12 protein-coding genes and 1 pseudogene are annotated in these 15,628 nt (G+C 66.1%); 11 read left to right on the top strand and 2 right to left on the bottom strand.

The features are described from left to right. Window positions 1–61: 61 nt before the first annotated feature. On the bottom strand, window positions 62–511 hold the full coding sequence (locus ACZ5PB_RS02060) for an ATP-binding protein (RefSeq protein WP_468686927.1): 450 nt from the start codon (window positions 509–511) through the stop codon (window positions 62–64). Window positions 512–832: 321 nt separating this feature from the next. Between ACZ5PB_RS02060 and ACZ5PB_RS02055 the strand changes: the two genes are divergently transcribed. The 8 genes from ACZ5PB_RS02055 to ACZ5PB_RS02020 all read left to right on the top strand — a co-directional run bounded on the left by ACZ5PB_RS02055 (window position 833) and on the right by ACZ5PB_RS02020 (window position 11,105). Next, on the top strand, window positions 833–2,119 hold the full coding sequence (locus tag ACZ5PB_RS02055; RefSeq protein ID WP_468686926.1) for a helix-turn-helix domain-containing protein: 1,287 nt from the start codon (window positions 833–835) through the stop codon (window positions 2,117–2,119). Continuing rightward, complete coding sequence (locus ACZ5PB_RS02050) at window positions 2,116–2,994, top strand: aminoglycoside phosphotransferase family protein (protein WP_468686925.1); 879 nt, start codon at window positions 2,116–2,118, stop codon at window positions 2,992–2,994. The genes ACZ5PB_RS02055 and ACZ5PB_RS02050 overlap by 4 nt, the downstream gene beginning before the upstream one ends. Window positions 2,995–3,314: 320 nt before the next feature. Further along, on the top strand, window positions 3,315–4,040 hold the full coding sequence (locus tag ACZ5PB_RS02045; RefSeq protein WP_468686923.1) for an SAVMC3_10250 family protein: 726 nt from the start codon (window positions 3,315–3,317) through the stop codon (window positions 4,038–4,040). Window positions 4,041–4,106: 66 nt separating this feature from the next. Then, complete coding sequence (locus ACZ5PB_RS02040; RefSeq protein ID WP_468686921.1) at window positions 4,107–6,245, top strand: AIPR family protein; 2,139 nt, start codon at window positions 4,107–4,109, stop codon at window positions 6,243–6,245. Continuing rightward, on the top strand, window positions 6,235–7,575 hold the full coding sequence (locus tag ACZ5PB_RS02035) for a serine/threonine-protein kinase (RefSeq protein WP_468686919.1): 1,341 nt from the start codon (window positions 6,235–6,237) through the stop codon (window positions 7,573–7,575). Before ACZ5PB_RS02040 ends, ACZ5PB_RS02035 begins: the two co-directional genes overlap by 11 nt. A gap of 416 nt (window positions 7,576–7,991) precedes the next feature. Continuing rightward, a complete protein-coding gene (gene recD2 / locus ACZ5PB_RS02030) occupies window positions 7,992–9,872 on the top strand; it encodes an SF1B family DNA helicase RecD2 (protein WP_468686918.1) in 1,881 nt (626 codons plus the stop codon). Continuing rightward, window positions 9,838–10,296: an ATP-binding domain-containing protein gene (locus ACZ5PB_RS02025; RefSeq protein ID WP_468688240.1), complete on the top strand. Its 459-nt coding sequence runs from the start codon at window positions 9,838–9,840 to the stop codon at window positions 10,294–10,296. Before recD2 ends, ACZ5PB_RS02025 begins: the two co-directional genes overlap by 35 nt. Window positions 10,297–10,400: 104 nt before the next feature. Beyond that, window positions 10,401–11,105 (top strand): restriction endonuclease, encoded by a 705-nt coding sequence (locus tag ACZ5PB_RS02020; protein WP_468686917.1) that lies wholly within the window; start codon window positions 10,401–10,403, stop codon window positions 11,103–11,105. Between the two features lie 42 nt (window positions 11,106–11,147). Here ACZ5PB_RS02020 and ACZ5PB_RS02015 read toward each other — a convergent pair whose 3' ends face one another. After that, entirely contained in the window at window positions 11,148–13,343 is a 2,196-nt protein-coding gene (locus ACZ5PB_RS02015; protein ID WP_468686916.1) for a hypothetical protein, read from the bottom strand. Window positions 13,344–13,904: 561 nt separating this feature from the next. On the opposite strand from ACZ5PB_RS02015, the gene ACZ5PB_RS02010 reads away from it, so the two are divergent. The 3 genes and pseudogenes from ACZ5PB_RS02010 (at window position 13,905) to ACZ5PB_RS02000 (ending at window position 15,621) form a co-directional block, all read left to right on the top strand. Then, window positions 13,905–14,387 carry a transposase gene (locus ACZ5PB_RS02010; RefSeq protein WP_468686915.1) on the top strand — a complete coding sequence of 161 codons (483 nt, stop codon included), beginning with the start codon at window positions 13,905–13,907 and terminating at the stop codon, window positions 14,385–14,387. Then, window positions 14,294–15,235 (top strand): annotated as a pseudogene (locus ACZ5PB_RS02005) (amidohydrolase family protein); the annotation flags it as partial. The gene ACZ5PB_RS02010 and the pseudogene ACZ5PB_RS02005, both read left to right, overlap by 94 nt. 71 nt (window positions 15,236–15,306) lie before the next feature. Next, window positions 15,307–15,621 carry an ArsR/SmtB family transcription factor gene (locus tag ACZ5PB_RS02000; protein ID WP_468686913.1) on the top strand — a complete coding sequence of 105 codons (315 nt, stop codon included), beginning with the start codon at window positions 15,307–15,309 and terminating at the stop codon, window positions 15,619–15,621. The last annotated feature ends 7 nt before the right edge of the window (window positions 15,622–15,628 follow it).

The raw sequence follows: 15,628 nt of genomic DNA, 5'->3' as shown, positions 1-15,628 counted from the left end.
GATTGATCCAGTCGGTGATGAGAGGGAGCGGCTGCGGCAGATGCGCTGCCCGGAGAGGGCCTCAGACCGACAGCTCCGCCCAGACCGTCTTGCACCTTCCGGGGCCGATGACCACTCCCCAGTTCGCGGCGAGCTCCCCGACGATCAACAGACCGCGGCCGGCGACCTCGTTCTCCTGAACGGGCCGCCGACACGGGAGCACCGAGCTCGTGTCGCGGACCTCGATCCGTACCAAGGAACCGTCGTAGGCCACGCGCAGACCCACCGGGCCTTTGCCGTGTGCGAGCGCGTTCCCGACGACCTCCGAGACGACGAGTACCGCGTCGTCACCTGGCACCTGCCAGTCGAGCAAGGTGGCGACGACGAGCCGACGGGCCTTGCCGCATGAAGCGAGTTCTTCCGGAAGTGCCCACTCCTCGATGGCCCTGAAGGCTCCGGTGCTTCGCTGCTCGCCCGAGTGCGCGTTGATGCCCGGTCTGGGGGTGGCGCTGCTCTTCGGCGTTGCTGTCATGGAGATCTCCCCGCTCCGTTCTCATCAACCGGGGAACCAGAGTGAGGAACATGGCGCGAGAGCGCATATCCCGGTGTGAATAAAGGGAGTTGGGCTGCAATATGGCAGAAGCAATGCCAGCATGAGGCGCTGGAAGCGTCACCTTGGCCGAGCCTGGGAGGGGCCGTGGGAAACGAGCGCCGATGCACCCAGTGCGGATGCCCGCTGAGCCGTTACAACCCGGGCGGACTACTGTGTGGGGCCTGCGAGAAGGAGGCGCCGCAGTCAGTTGTTCAAGCCGTCACCATCCCTGCTCAGGTCTGGTCGGACTCCGAAATCCAAGTGGCCCTGCAGGCGATGGATTTCGGTCTGGTCAGCCGTCTCGTACGGAAACTGGCCGGACTCCGCCAAGATGACCTTGCCCGACTCACCGGCTTGAGCCAGGGTTACCTGTCCCAGTTGGAATCCGGGAGCCGCAGGCTCTCACGCCTCGACAAGACGCAGGCCTTTCTCGACGCCCTGAAGGTGCCGGAAGGCCTTCGCCCGGTCTCCGCGTCGACTGACAGCTCACGGGCGCCGGACGGGGTCGCTGGTACGGCGACCTCAGCGGGCTTGCACGATCTGGCTGCGGGGGCGGCGGAAGCGTCCGGACTGTTCGCTGAGCTCATCGCCCCGAGCAACGTCGACGACGACACCCTGGAGCAGTTGGGTTTCGCTGTCTCCAGGATCGCGACCGACTACGTTCACGCCCCGCTCCTACCGCTGTTCCACCAGCTCATCGCGGTGCGAGACGAACTTTTCCGTCTCCTTCGAGGGAGGCAACGTCCGCAACAAAGCCGCGAGTTGTTCATGTTGGCGGGGACGGTCTGCCTTCTTCTCGCGCATGCTTCGCAGAACCTCGGCGACCAGCAGTCCGCGATGACGCAGATCCGCACCGCCCGCAGCTGCGCCGAACAAGCAGACCACACGGGTCTGCGCGCGTGGATCGCGGGTACCGTGGCCTTGATCACCGAATGGTCGCCGCAGAACCGGATGTCGCTGAAGCTCATCGAGTACGCCGCGGGCCTGGCACCAGCGGGTGAGTCGAGGATTCGGATCGCCGCGATCGAAGCACGCACCGCAGCCAGAATCGGCGACCACACAAGGGCTCTCGCCGCCCTCGGCCGCATCCGCCAGGCCCAGGAAGAGGCGCCGCAGAATGACGGCCTCGGACACTTCGGCGGTCTGCTCACCTTCCCCAGGGCCAAACAGGACTACTACCTCGGCGGTGCGTACACGCTCATCGGTCAGTACGACGAGGCGCGGGAGCATGCCACGGCAGCGATCGAGGCGTACCGCTCCGGGCCGCGGGAGGAACGGTCGTACGGCGACGAGGCCTTGGCCCAGATCGATCTGATCACGGTGGGAATCATCCAGGGCGACACAGATGGTGCGACTGCGGCCGTACGGCACATCCTGGATCTCCCTCCGGAGATGCGCATCCAGCAGCTGGGCACGGCCATGACACGCCTCAGCTCTCTGATGGGCCGCCCCGCACTGCGGGGCAACCGAGACGCAAGCGAACTCGCGGACTTGATCCAGTGCTACCGGGTCATGGACGGGGCGACAGCGCTACCGTCATTGCGATGAACGAGATACCTCTGAGCCCCGAAGCCGCCGCCGAGCTGGTCTGCCGCGAACTCGGCATGGATACAGGCACGTTGACGTCCCTGCGGGACCATGCCACTGCGGTCTACCTCCTGCCGGAAGCCCGCACCGTGGTTCGCGTCAGCCGCGCGGGAGGCGAGGAGAACATAGCGCGAGCCGTGGCCCTCACGCGCTGGCTGGCCACCCAAGGGGTGCCGGTCACGGAGCCGCTTGAGGTGCAGCAACCGGTCGTTGCCGGTGGGCACGTGATCAGCTTGTGGCACCACTACCCGCAACCGGAGGGGACGCCGCCCGGCGTGGAACATCTGGGTGCTCTGCTGAGGCAGCTGCACGAGGTGCAGCTGCCTCCGGTTGAGCTCCCGCGGTACCGGCCGCATGTCTCCCTCCGAGAGACCGTCCGCGCTAGCCGGACGCTGAGCCTGGATGACGCCGGCTGGCTCCTTGATCGCTCGGACGAGCTGCTGAAGGCGTACGACCAACTGGACTTCCCACTCGGCGAGGGCCTGATCCATGGAGATGCGTACCCGGGCAACGTCCTGTGGGACGGGGCGGGTGCCCGCCTCGGGGACTGGGACGAGGCGGCGTTCGGGCCGCGAGAGGTTGACCTTGCCAACACGTTTCAAGGAGTGCGCTTCGGCCGGACGCCGGAGCAGCTGCGGGAATTCTCGGATGCGTACGGGTACGACATGGCGGGCTGGCCGGGGCTGCCGGTGCTGACCGGACTCCGGGACCTGCACACGCTGGGGTCCTTCATCCGTCGGGCCGACCGGGGGGACTCGGAGGCTGCTGCTCAGCTGGGGCTGCGGCTGGAGGTGCTCAAAGTAGGGGATGGTTCAGCGAGTTGGCGTGCGCACTGAACGCATCGTGCTGCTCGGGTCTGCTCGCGCCGCGGCCTGGAGAGCTTCCTCTTCAACAGCGACACGAGGTCGGCCTCCTCCATCCGCCAGATCGGCTCGTGGGCGAGTGCCAGCGCCGGGTTACGGCATCGAGCGGGCTGGCCCGCTGATTCGCAGTTCCGGGCGCAACCGGTCAGAGAGCCAACGCAGCGCATCCACAGGCCTGACCCGTATGACCTCCCCGGTCACGCATGATCGAGGCCGCTGTCGGTACGGCATGGCAAGATGAGCGCGTTTACGTGACTGACAAACCAAGAAGCGGAACAACCGGGGGAGCGCGAGTGCGTGAGGTCGTCTATTTGTCCGAGGGCAAGCTGAGCGGGTTCCTGCCGGAGCCCAGGCGAGCCCTTCCTGCCATCAAACTGCACGCGGGCGTATCAATGGCAGGGGTCAACGTGGAGAGCCCCGCGGCGGACCTCGACCGGGACCGGTTGCGCCACCTCAGCCGAGTGGAGAAGGATCTGGAGCGGATCGCACTGTCGCATCTGGAGCCCGAACTCACCCCCGGTAGCTGGGTGCAGTTCGAGGCTCCGCTGAGCTGGATCACGCTCCGCGGCAGGTACCAGGACCTCGTACTGTTCGTCGACCCTGCTCCCGCCCCTTCCGAAGCTAGCGCCACTCGCCGTGTGTTGCTCCACGGGTCGGCTCGTCACCTGAGCGGCCGTCCCCCTGTCCAGATCGACGGACCTGCGCTAACGGGCCTAGAGGGCGGAGGCCATAGCGCCGGTACGACCTTCGTCACGCAGGCCGGGTACGTCCTCGCCGCGCTGGCCCAGAGCCCGGTCGGGCTCGGTGTACAGGACGACAACGCTGAGCCCGCACCGGCGTCAAATTTGTCCCAGGCTGGCATCCGCGAGCTACTTGCAGCCCTTGATGCCGAGAGCGCCGAGGTCAGCACCTCAGCACGCATGATCGGTTATGCCCGTGTGAGTGCGCTGCTGCCTGCAACGGCAACCGACGGAGGCTGTCTGGTCGCAAGCCCATTGATCGTGGAGTACGTCAGTTAGTGTGCTGGCCGCGCGGAGCAATGGAGCGCGCCGAGCGGAGCCGAAGCGTTCCAGAAGGAGCACGTCATGGAAGACGGGACTGAGGCCGTTCGCGGTGCTCCCCTGGTGGTCCGGCAGATCCGTGACGTTCTAGTGCGAGAGTACGTTGGCCTGCTCGACATGGACGACGTCTCGACAGGATCCACAACACAGCACGAGAGGATCTTTCTGTCGCGGGCACTGGCCGCAAAGGCAGTGCAGACGGTCACAGACTGTACGGCAGTGGAAGCGGCGTCGTCAGTTGTCGACGGAGTGAACGACCATGGTGTCGATGCCGTATTCACCTCACCCGCCACTGGGGAGATGTGGCTGATCCAAGCAAAGTGGAGTGAGCAGGGTACCGCCCGGCTGGACAGCGTCGACGTCCAGCAACTGCTCAACGGCGTCGAGCAAATCTTTGACCTCCGCTACGACCGATTCAACGCGAGGTTCCAACAACTGGCCTCCAGGATCGACGCGTTGCTCAGCGAGACAATCGTTCAGGTGCACCTGGTTTTTGCGACCCTGGGCGACGAAGGTCTGTCGCTTGAGGCAGATGATCTGCTGATCGAACGTTTGAGTGAATTCAACCAGGTCGCCGAGATGCTGGACTACCGGATCCTGGGCGTACGCGACTTCCACGCCGCCGTACGAGCAGATTTCCCACCCGAGCCCGTGACAGTCACCGCCACCTTGTCGGACGGCTGGCACCTCAACTCGACGCCCTTCCGGACGTATCTTGGCACCGTGAGCGCCGATGAACTGGCCGGGTGGTACGAGCAGTACGGCCCACGGCTCTTCGACAGTAACGTGCGCCTGTCGCTGGGGGCGACCGATGTCAACACGGGCTTGGTCAGCAGCCTGCTGAACGCCCCTGATGAGTTCTGGTACCTCAACAATGGCATCACGGTGCTGTGCGACTCGATCCACACCACGTATATCGCCCGACGCGCTCAAGGCCAGCCGGTTCTGCTGAAGTTGAGCAACGCCCAAGTCGTGAACGGGGCGCAGACGTTGGCCGCTGTCCATCAGGTCCACGAGCAGGAACCGCGGGCGGTCGCCGCAGCGCTCGTCGCGGTCCGACTCATCTGCCTGGACGGGGCCCCGAACGACCTGGCGCAACGGATCAGACGAGCCACGAATACGCAGAACCACGTGGAAGCGCGAGACTTTGCCTCGCTTGACCCCCAGCAAGCACTCATCCGCCAGGACCTCGCCCTGTCTCTGGGTAAGTCGTACGTACTCAAGCGCGGCGCCCCGGAGCCGTCACCGGCCGCAGGGTGCACGATGGCCGAGGCGGCGCTCGCCCTCACCTGCGCCTACCCCGATGCCGCACTGCTAGCCCGCTACCAGGCGGACGGGGATGTGCTGTGGCGCAGCGGCTCGCGCGGCTTCTACTCCCGGCTGTTCGACAGCCGACCGGGAGCGTTGCAGATCTGGCGGTCCGTCAGCCTCATGCGGCAAGTCCGTGACGAGCTTGCCGTCCTGGCAGATCGTCTGGAGGGACGCCAGCGCGTCGTCGCCGACCGAGCCGCGCTGCTGGTCGCTCACGCGGTCTTCCAGCTCATCGGCGGCGACGGAATCGATGAGCCGGGCGATGACTGGGAAGCGCGGGGCCAAGACGCTGTCAAGCGCACGATTGAGGTCGTTATCGCTCTGACCGCGCACTTGAACGCCCGCTACGGACAGCACGCCTTCCTCCCCCGGATCTTGCGCGACGCGCAGGCCTGCCAACATCTCGTCACAGATATCTTGCAGACGCTTCGACACGGAGCTGGAAGACCACTCGTCGTCCCCCCGCGTCCGAACCGTGGGCGACGCCCCAACACCGTGCCCTTCCTCGTCCAACACCGGCTCATCGACGACGGCGCCCAGGTGATCTACCGTCCGAACACCGCCACGGAACGTGACGCCGTGAGCGAGTGGCTCGGTGGGGACCCTGAACGCTACCTGGCCACCTGGGTCAACGACACCCGCAAGCCTCTGATCTGGGCGCTGGACGGCCAACGCTACTCACCGTCCGGTCTGGTGTTGCAGATCTGGGATCGGGCCAACTGGGCCGAACAGCCCGCGGCGGTGCAGGGTACGACGCGGTGGCACGTGCCTGGCGAAGGCACCCTGGCCGATCTGGCCGGCGAGCTGCTGGCGGACCTGGAAGCGGCAGGCGACGGTCCTGGTGTGGAGTGATGGGCACGTTCTCGACGAGCGCTACGAGCTGCGCCGACAACTCGGCCGTGGCGCCATGGGCCACGTCTGGCTGGCGTACGACCGCCGATCACGGCAAGCAGTGGCCGTCAAAGGTATCCATCGGGATCTTCACGATCCTCGTCACCCCGAGGAACTGATTCAGCGCTTCATGCTTGAGGCCGACCTGCTGGCGCGTTGGGAGCACCCGGGCATCCCGGCATTCATCGACGCACGCGTGGATTCTGTTGCGAGCGACGCCTACCTGGTAATGGAGTACGTTCTTGGGCGAGACCTCACCCAAGTCATCACGGACAGAAGCCGCTTGTCCGAGGACGAGATCACCTCCGTCGCTATTCAAATCTGCGGCATCCTCGAACATACGCATGCGATCCCCGTCATCCACCGGGACCTCAAACCCGCCAACATCATGCTGACCGACCGTCATCGGGTGGTAGTGCTGGATTTCGGCGTGGCCAAGGTGTTCAGGGCGAATCGGACACGACTGACACAGGGCAACAGGGTCCTTGGCACCGTCGCATACATGTCGCCCGAGCAGTGCGAGGGGCGGGACGTCCATCCGCGCAGTGACCTCTACTCCCTTGCCTGCGTAATCTACGAACTACTCACCGGCATACCGCCCTTCGCCGACACGGATGCTGCCCGGGTCATGCACAGGCACCGATTCCAGGCGCCAGCGCCGGTCAGTCTGTTGCGGCCAGGTGTCTCCCCCACCCTGGAGGCCATAGTCATGGCCGGACTGGCGAAGCGGGCGAGCGACCGCCCAGCCACCGCTGGCGAATTCCGGAGCCAACTTGAGTCAGCGAACGAGCCCCTCCCTACGTACCCGCGGGCCACGTCTAGGTCACCCTCTCCACTTTCCGCTCCAGGTACTCCTGCACTCGAGATGCTTCCTACTGCCGTGCGAATGACAGCCGCGCAAGCGCTCTTCGACGAAGGGCTCATCGCACAGGCCATGCCGGAATACGCCCGCCTCGCTCAAGACCTGGCAGATCTCGGTCCAGAGCATTTCGAGGACGCAGTGCAGTGCCATGTCGGTGTCGCAAAGTGTCAAAGGAGCCTCGGTTTCCACGAGGAGGCTCTCAAAGTGCTTTCGGCCCTCGCGGACGAGCTTCGATCCCGGCCACCTGACGACCGGCTTCTGCTCGAGGTCCGCTTCAACATCAGTCAGTTGCGCCTTGACCTGGGTGACGAACACGGCATCACCGAGCTCGCCGGCGTCTACCAGGCGCTGACGGCCGCGGCTCGTCCGGAAGACGCGGCAATAACCGTCGCCGTCCGTCGGGCGCTGAATCGCGCCACGCTGGGGTGACATCAGAGGACGTTCCGGTTGAAAACCGGAACGTCCTCTCAAATGATGAGCGGGAGAATGTGATGGAGATCAGGTGCATGTTTGCCTCCGCGTTCGCAGTGTCCGAGGAGACAGCGCCCGGGTGCGCGCTGTAACAGAGCGCTCAACTCATTCGCGCACGCCAAGCCCCTGTGGAGGCACTCCCGATCTATCTCGCCTTCCGGGAGAAGGTTCAGCGGCGCCGTCCGCCGTGAAACGTCACTCCAGGCCTCGTTCGTCCACTCCTTGGAGTGATGCAATTCCGCTTATGTGCACGACAGGTCACCGGAAGGGGAAGCATGCTGGTCCTCCCGCACCGGGCCCGGGTGGTGCGGACTCTTGCCGTGCGGACACCTGGAGGGTGTGTGCCCCAGCAAGCTCCCCTGGAACCAACGGAGATGATCGGCGGCATCGTCGGTCATCTCCTCCACATCGGCTACGACGAGTGCACGGTGCTCCGGCTCGACGTGGCCGGGGGTGGCGAGGAGGGCGTCACCGCGCTCGGCAAGGCGCTCTTCGGGGTGAAGCCCGGTGAGAGCCTGCGACTGTACGGATCCTGGACAGAACACCCCCGATACGGGCGGCAATTCAAGGTGGTCCGCTGCGAGCGCACGTTGCCCGCCGGGAAGCGGGCGATCCGCCTCTATCTGGCCTCGGGCATGGTCCGGGGCATCGGCCCCGTGCTGGCATCGGGAATCGTGGATGTCTTCGGTGAGCAGACCTTGAAGGTCATCGATTCCGATCCGCAGCTGTTGCTGGAAGTGCACGGCATCGGGCGGGTGCGGCTCGGACGGATTGCCGAGGCGTGGCAGGAACACAAGTCCATCGCCGAGATCATGGTGTTCTTGCAGGGGTTGGGGATCACTCCCGGGCTCGCCGTAAGGATCTACATGGCGTACGCGGACAACGAGGAAGACCCGCTTCGGATCGTCCGTGATACCCCTTATCGGCTGTGCCGGGACGTGCATGGGGTCGGCTTTGTCCACGCCGACACGATCGCCCTCGCGGTCGGCATTCCCAAGCACAGTGATCAGCGAATTCAGGCCGCCCTGCTCCACACTCTCGACCAGGCCGGTGCCGGTGGGCACTGCCATTTGCCGGTACGAGTACTGCTCGCGCGCACCCGTCACCTGCTGAGCGACGACGACCCGGCAACTGCGGAGATCCTCGATCAGGCGGTCCTTCGCCTCGCCCTGCAAGCACTGTGCGGTCAGGGAGAGATGGTGATCGAGACGTTGCCCCTGCCGGTGCTGGATGGAACCGACGCGGTCGAGGACACAGAGATCGCGACGCTTGTGCACCGGCACCGAGACGAAACCCAACTCGCCCTCCACGTAAAGCGTCTGCTTACCTGCTCCGGTGATCTTGCCGACTTCGTCGACTGGCAGGCGCAGCTTCTCACCCCGGCCGGCGAAGAGGACAGCGGGTTGACCGATGAACAGCGGCAGGCTGTTCTTGCTGCCCTGATCTCGCCGCTGTCTGTCCTCACCGGCGGGCCTGGTTGCGGCAAGACCCACACGCTGCGCACCCTGGTGGACATCGCGAGCGCGGCAGGAGCGGTCGTGGCCCTGGCGGCACCGACGGGGAAGGCCGCCAAACGGCTGGAGGAAACCTGCGGGCAGGCCGCGATGATCGTGCACCGGTTGATCCGGCCCCCGGGAGGCGACTCGCTCTTCGACCACGCCAGTTTGCTGGAGAGCGCCGACCTGGTCGTCGTCGACGAGGTATCGATGCTCGATCTCGCCCTGGCCCGGCGTCTGTTCGCCACCGTCCGAGGCGGTTGCCACCTTCTACTGGTCGGCGATATCGACCAGCTGCCCAGCGTCGGACTGGGGCGTGTCCTACGCGACCTTCTCGACGTCCAGGACATCCCCCGGACCCGACTCACCAAGGTCTTCCGACAGCAGGACGACAGCGCGGCGATCGTCCTCAACGCCCACCGCATCCTGCACGGCGACGTGCCGCAGGAGGACCCGAAGGCGTTCTGGAATCGGCCCGTCGACGCTGCTGAGGACATTGCTGCACAGGTGGTGGACCTGGTCACCGACCACATGCCCCGGCACTTCGGCGTCAGCCCCCAAGACATCCAGGTGCTGTGCCCCGGCAAGAAGAACATCGCGGGCATGACCGACCTAAACCGCCGTCTCCAGGAGCGGCTGAACCCGCCCACCGACCACACCCCCGCCCACCGGCCACACCCCCGCGCACTACCACGACGGAGCGGCCTTCCGCCTCGGCGACCGCATCCAGCAGATCCGCAACAACCCCCACCGTGGTGACACCGGCGTCTTCAACGGCACCACCGGAACCATCACCTCCGTCGACCCCGAAAACCAGCTCACCGTCACCTTCCACAACGGCGATACGGCCGACTACCCCTTCACCGACCTCGACGAGCTGGTCCACGCGTACGCCCTGACCGTTCACCGATCCCAGGGCAGCAAGTACCCGTACGTCATTGTTCCCATGATCAACGCCGCCGGAATGATGCTCCTCCAGCGAAACCTCCTTTATACCGCCGTCACCCGCGCACGCCGCGGCGTCATGCTCATCGGTCAGCGCGACGCGGTCACCCAGGCCCTCGCCAACAACCGCACGCAGCGCCGCAACACCGCCCTCACCCACCGCATCACGCACACCGACGAGACTGTTGTTCCCGCGCCTCGACCCCCGGCACCGGCCGGCCAGCTCGCCTGGGGCTGAGGCAGGGCAGGGCAGGAGACGGCAGCGGGCGTTCTTCCCAGATCCCGGCCCGCTGCACACACTGTTTGCGGGGCCGGCCCGAGGGCTCCAGGGGGAGGCAGTTCATGACCGCTCGACGGGGGCGTCGTTCGGCCGCACGCCGACGACGCGAAGCACGGTTCAAGGCCGCCAGGGTGTGCGGAGCGCTCGTACTGCTCCTGCTCGTGGTGTTCTGGTCCCGTATCTGGGGATACGTCGCCGCGTCGCTCGCCGTTGCTGCGGCAGGCGGCGCGGGGTGGTGGCTGTGGCAGACGCACCGGCGACTGCGGCATGACGACGGCACCTGGCGGCAGGAGGACGCCGTCCGGGCCGGGCACCGTACGCTCGCCGAAGTCGACATGATGACCGGCGACGAATTCGAGGAGCTGGTTGCCGAGTTGTGCCGCAGGGATGGCTGTACAGAAGTGCGCCGCGTCGGAGGCAGTGGCGACAACGGTGCGGACGTCACCGGCCGCCTGCCGGACGGGCGGACCATGGTCATCCAGTGCAAGCGCTATACCCCGTCCAGCAGCATCAGTAGCCCGGAGCTACGCGGCCTTCTCGGCTCGCAGACACACTTCAAGGCCGACGTGGCCATCTTCGTGACCACTACCCGCTTCACCGGACCGTCCGTGAAGTTCGCCTTGGAGAACGACATTCTGGCCATCCACCGTGACCACCTCGGCCTCTGGAACAGCGGTACCCCGCTGGCCGCCCTGAGCGCCGTCAACGGCGCGGGTCAAGGCGACCGGCAGCATCGGGCCCGGTGGAAGAAGACCTACGGGACGTAAACTCGGCAGAACTTGCCCCGATCCGGCACCAGTGCGTACAGGCTACGGATGGGCGCCGTCGGACCCCATGGTCCGGTAGATGAAGTCCGCGACGATCCAGTGCCCGGCGGCCCCGGTGACTCCCTCCCGGGCAACGACTCGGGTGAGTAGGCGCGCCGCGTGACACGTGCTGATGACTGCTTGAACAGGATCTTCGGTGATCGCGCTGTTGTCCCGAAGGATCTGGTGGAGGGCATGAGCTGCTTCTCCGAGGGCGGTGTCGTCGGCTTTGGCATCCGGCACATGCCGAAGCGCACCAAGCACCATCAGGTGCTGATAGAAATCGCCAGGGACCCACCGGTCCTGGTGGGAGCTCAGCCACTCGACATCGGTGACCAGCGTGGCGGGTTCGAGGGTGAGCTTGATCCCCGTCTCCTCCGCAGCTTTGGTTCCCGGAGTATCTGGCTGGCGTGAGAACTTACGGCGGACGTCTTCGACGCGGGTAGTGAAGGGAGGAGCGTCGAGGATCGTGTAGAAGACCGTCCGGGCCAGGGCACTCAAGTACTCGTGATCGTAAGGTTTAACGGCCTTCTGAGGATCGGCGAGGGCATTCTGCACGAGCGTCTCGAAGGTGTTCACGGCGTACGTGCTCATATTGGCGCGGGGAGCCTGCGGGTTCTTCTGCGCAGCATCCGCGGCCCGTGCCCCCGCGAGCCAGCAGAGGTTGTTAAGCTCGCCGAGCGAGCGGGCGGCGGCAGCGCGAGCGGCGGCGTCGCGCAGCCGGGCTACGTGGTGATCGGGCACCGGTGGCAGATGTCGCTTCTCCAGTTGGTGGTCGAAGTAGCGGACGGTCTCAGCAGCGATGACCTCCTGCACCAGCTCCACAAGTTGCAGCTGCCGGTCTTCGGGGGTGTCCGGACCGAAACCTAGACGCGCGGCCAGGTGGGCGTCGAGTACCGAGACCGAGGTGCCCATGCTCGTTCCGTGCGGCACGTAGTGGGAGGCCTCGCGGGGCAAATAGCGATTGGTCAATTGAGGTTCGGGGACGGCGTCCACGTCCCCGCCGGCCTGAGCGAGGGCCTCATGGACATCGGCGGGCTCCCAGATGAAGGCGGTCGGCGGGCTGTCCGGATGGACGGCCAGGATTCCCGTTTGCACGGCTGTGGCCACGGCGGTCGCGCCGTCGTCAGGAACAGGGTGCAACGGTTCGGGCCACATACGCAGGGGCGTGATCGGCGAAGTGTGCGGAGCGAAACGTAACAGCGCCAATACGACCGCCTCGGTCCGCACATCAGCTTTTGGAACCGGGCTCTCCGGAGTGAAGACCACCGGGTGCTCGGCGGCGACGGCAGCGTGCTGTGCGGCTTCCCACCGTGCGGCCACCTGCTGAGTGCGTCCACACCGCACGATCTGTTCCTCGGCCTGTGCCTGCTGGTTCCGACGCTGGGCTACCCGTTCGGGGTCGAGCAACCGTTGCATCTTCTCCAGCAGTTTGGGGGTGCACTGGACGCACACGGCCGATTGTCCCAGGCAGAGGTTGTCGTAGGCGGTACGGGACGTAAGGGCGAGCAGCCCCTCGCAACTGCTGCACGACCGGGTGGGCACCGTCGCCTGAATGCCGGCGGCGGCAGCGATGTGGGCCGGCCCCCACCCCCGGGTGTCGATCGCGGTGACCTTGCGGCTCCAGTGCACGAACCCGTGGGAGGAGTTCTGGCAGGCTCTCTCCCAGTACTGAGCCCCAATCGAGGTGAGCTCCTCGGGCACGCCCGAGTAGCGGCGCAGCTCAAGCGGCAGCAGCTCGAACCCGTCATCATCGGGCTCTTCCGTGACTGTCCCATCGCCTTCTTGCGGCTCCGGAGGCGCATTCTCCGCCTGGCCTTCGTCGGGGCTCCCGGCGCTGGCCTCGGCGCAGTCGTGGCACCTGCTGAACCCTGACTTCGCGTTGCTGTGCTCCGAGCGGGAACGCACCACGACTTCCTGGCCGCAACCGGAGTGCAGGATTTCTGCATGCGAGACGGAGGCGACCGTCGCGGTCACCCAACTGACCAGCCCGCCGAGATCGGCGACGCGGAATACCCACGCTCCCTCAGTGTCGAGTGCCCAGTACCGGGCGCACAGGTTCTTCACCTGCTCGCTGCACTCGGCGCTGATGGTGACTCGCAGATGGGGGCCCTCAGATGAGGGGTAGAGCAGCACGGTCGGCTCACCAACCCCCAGCTTCGCGCGCTCTCGACGTCGTCGACGTTCTCGCTTGCCCATGGCTTCCCCCTGTTGACCTATGGAATTGAGGGATCATAAGAAGAAGGGGTGGGGTGCGCGTGATGGAATTCGCAGGTCCGAAAGGGTGCGTCGCTCCCTGAGCAGGGCTTTGTGGCACTGCGAGCCACCAGCGGTACCCCCGAATGGGTGACGTCAGAGAAGGCTGGCTTGATGCGGGTGGAGTATACCGTCGCAGTCGACACACTCCGTAGTGGCTGCTGTGCGGAGCTGATCGCGGCGTGCCTCTGCGGAGTGGGGCCCACGGGGTGAGAGCGCGGCCGAGACGGCTGGTGGGTCCTCCGGCAAGTACTTGAAAGTCCTGGTGAGAGGGGGCCGCTCTTCGTGAAGCGACGGTGTGGTGGTCGCGTTCCGTAGACGCGATCATCGGGAGGTCCTTGCCGTGGCTCCGATTCTGTTTACCGTTGCGCTGTTGCTGCCGTTCGTGACGGCCGCCAGCCCGTTCGCGCTGTGTGAGGCGCGTGCGTGGGTACGTCCTGGACGGGGGCGTCACCGGCTCGTTGTGCGGGGGCGCCACGCGGCTCCCGGCTGGGGAGGTCGGCGATGAGCAATCGTCGGCCCTCGGGTGCTGTCCCGAACGTGCTTCTGCGCTGGGGGAGTTGCAGGATCGCGCCGCTCTTCCCCGAGCCCAGGAAGACGGTGCGAACTATCGCACCCCGCACCGCGTTCGAGGCTTCCCTCATGAAGGTCCGCAACGGCGTGATGTGGAAGGAGCTGCCCGCGTCATTCGGGCGTCACCACAGCGTTTATCAACGGGTGTTGGACTACTTCGAAGAAGGGCTGTGGGAGAAGGCGGTCATCGCCCTGGGCGAGTACGACGGCACACCGGTCCCGCCCCTCTACCGACTCCCGAACTTCAAGATCACGGCGTCGTTCGACGCCCGGTTCACCCGTGCGGACATGGACACACTGGGCGACGTAGTCTCGCAAATTCCAAGCTCTTCACCGCCTACCCCGGTGTCTTCTTCAGCGACGACGGCCAGATCCTGCGCGCGATGCAGCGGGCCGCCTCCAACGGCGGGCTGATCATGATGCACGCCGAGAACGGCCTCGCCATCGACGTCCTCGTCGAACAGGCCCTGGCCCGCGGCGAGACCGACCCCCGCTACCACGGCGAGGTCCGCAAGGCCCTGCTGGAGTCGGAGGCCACCCACCGCGTCATCAAACTGGCGCAGGTCGCGGGCGCACCGCTGTACGTGGTCCACGTATCGGCGGAGGAAGCCCTCAACGAGATCGCCGCCGCCCGCCACAAGGGCCTCCCCGTCTTCGGCGAGACCTGCCCCCAGTACCTCTTCCTCTCCACCGACAACCTCGCCGAGCCCGACTTCGAGGGCGCGAAGTACGTCTGCTCAACTCCCCTGCGCCCCAGGGAACACCAGGCCGCCCTCTGGCGCGGCCTGCGCACCGACGAACTCCAGGTGGTCTCCACGGACCACTGCCCGTTCTGCTTCACCGGCCAGAAGGAAATGGGCCGCGGCGACTTCTCCAAGATCCCCAACGGGCTCCCGGGCGTGGAGAACCGCATGGACCTCCTCCACCAGGCCGTCGTCGACGGACACCTCACCCGCCGCCGCTGGATCGAGATCGCGTGCGCGGCGCCGGCGAGGATGTTCGGCCTGTACGGGAGGAAGGGCACGATCGCCCCGGGCGCGGACGCCGATGTCGTCATCTACGACCCCGCCGCCGAACAGACCATCTCGGCTGCCACGCACCACATGAAAGTCGACTACTCCGTCTACGAGGGGCGTCGTATCACCGGGCGGGTCGAGACCGTCCTGTCGCGGGGGGAAGTGGTGGTCGAGCGGAACGAGTTCAGGGGGCGGGCCGGGCACGGGGCGTACCTCGCGCGATCCACTTCGCAGCATCTGGGGTAGGGCGGCAGGGGAGGAGCCCCTGCTCGTGGCCTAAGCTCGGCCTTAAGTTTCCGGAATGCCAGAGGTGGATCATGACCAGCGAGGAGCTTCTGGCTGTTCTTGCCGCCGTCGGTCATGCTCAGCGCCTCCGGGTCATCGTCGAGCTCTCCGAGGGGCGGCTGTACGTCAGTGAGCTGGCCCGGCGGCTCGGGATCTCCAGGCCGCTCCTCTACATGCATCTGGAGCGGCTGGAGAAGGCCGGCATCGTCGTCGGCAACCTGGAGCTCTCCGACGACGGCAAGGCGCTCAAGTACTTCGAGCTGGCGCCGTTCGAGCTGCAGTTGAACGTCGGTACGATCCTTGCGGCCGCACTCGCGGACGAGGCTGTGGCCGAGGAGAAGCAGTAGTAGGGGG

It is taken from the genome of Streptomyces sp. NPDC032721, from assembly GCF_055579625.1.
This window is presented reverse-complemented; position numbering and strand designations above follow the sequence as displayed.

What these genes read in the sequence shown, in the direction of transcription:
- ACZ5PB_RS02060 (WP_468686927.1), bottom strand. Translation starts at nt 511, where the DNA reads ATGACAGCAACGCCGAAGAGCAGCGCCACCCCCAGACCGGGCATCAAC.
- ACZ5PB_RS02050 (WP_468686925.1), top strand. Translation starts at nt 2,116, where the DNA reads ATGAACGAGATACCTCTGAGCCCCGAAGCCGCCGCCGAGCTGGTCTGC.
- ACZ5PB_RS02040 (WP_468686921.1), top strand. Translation starts at nt 4,107, where the DNA reads ATGGAAGACGGGACTGAGGCCGTTCGCGGTGCTCCCCTGGTGGTCCGG.
- recD2 (WP_468686918.1), top strand. Translation starts at nt 7,992, where the DNA reads ATGATCGGCGGCATCGTCGGTCATCTCCTCCACATCGGCTACGACGAG.
- ACZ5PB_RS02020 (WP_468686917.1), top strand. Translation starts at nt 10,401, where the DNA reads ATGACCGCTCGACGGGGGCGTCGTTCGGCCGCACGCCGACGACGCGAA.
- ACZ5PB_RS02015 (WP_468686916.1), bottom strand. Translation starts at nt 13,343, where the DNA reads ATGGGCAAGCGAGAACGTCGACGACGTCGAGAGCGCGCGAAGCTGGGG.
- ACZ5PB_RS02010 (WP_468686915.1), top strand. Translation starts at nt 13,905, where the DNA reads ATGAGCAATCGTCGGCCCTCGGGTGCTGTCCCGAACGTGCTTCTGCGC.
- ACZ5PB_RS02000 (WP_468686913.1), top strand. Translation starts at nt 15,307, where the DNA reads ATGACCAGCGAGGAGCTTCTGGCTGTTCTTGCCGCCGTCGGTCATGCT.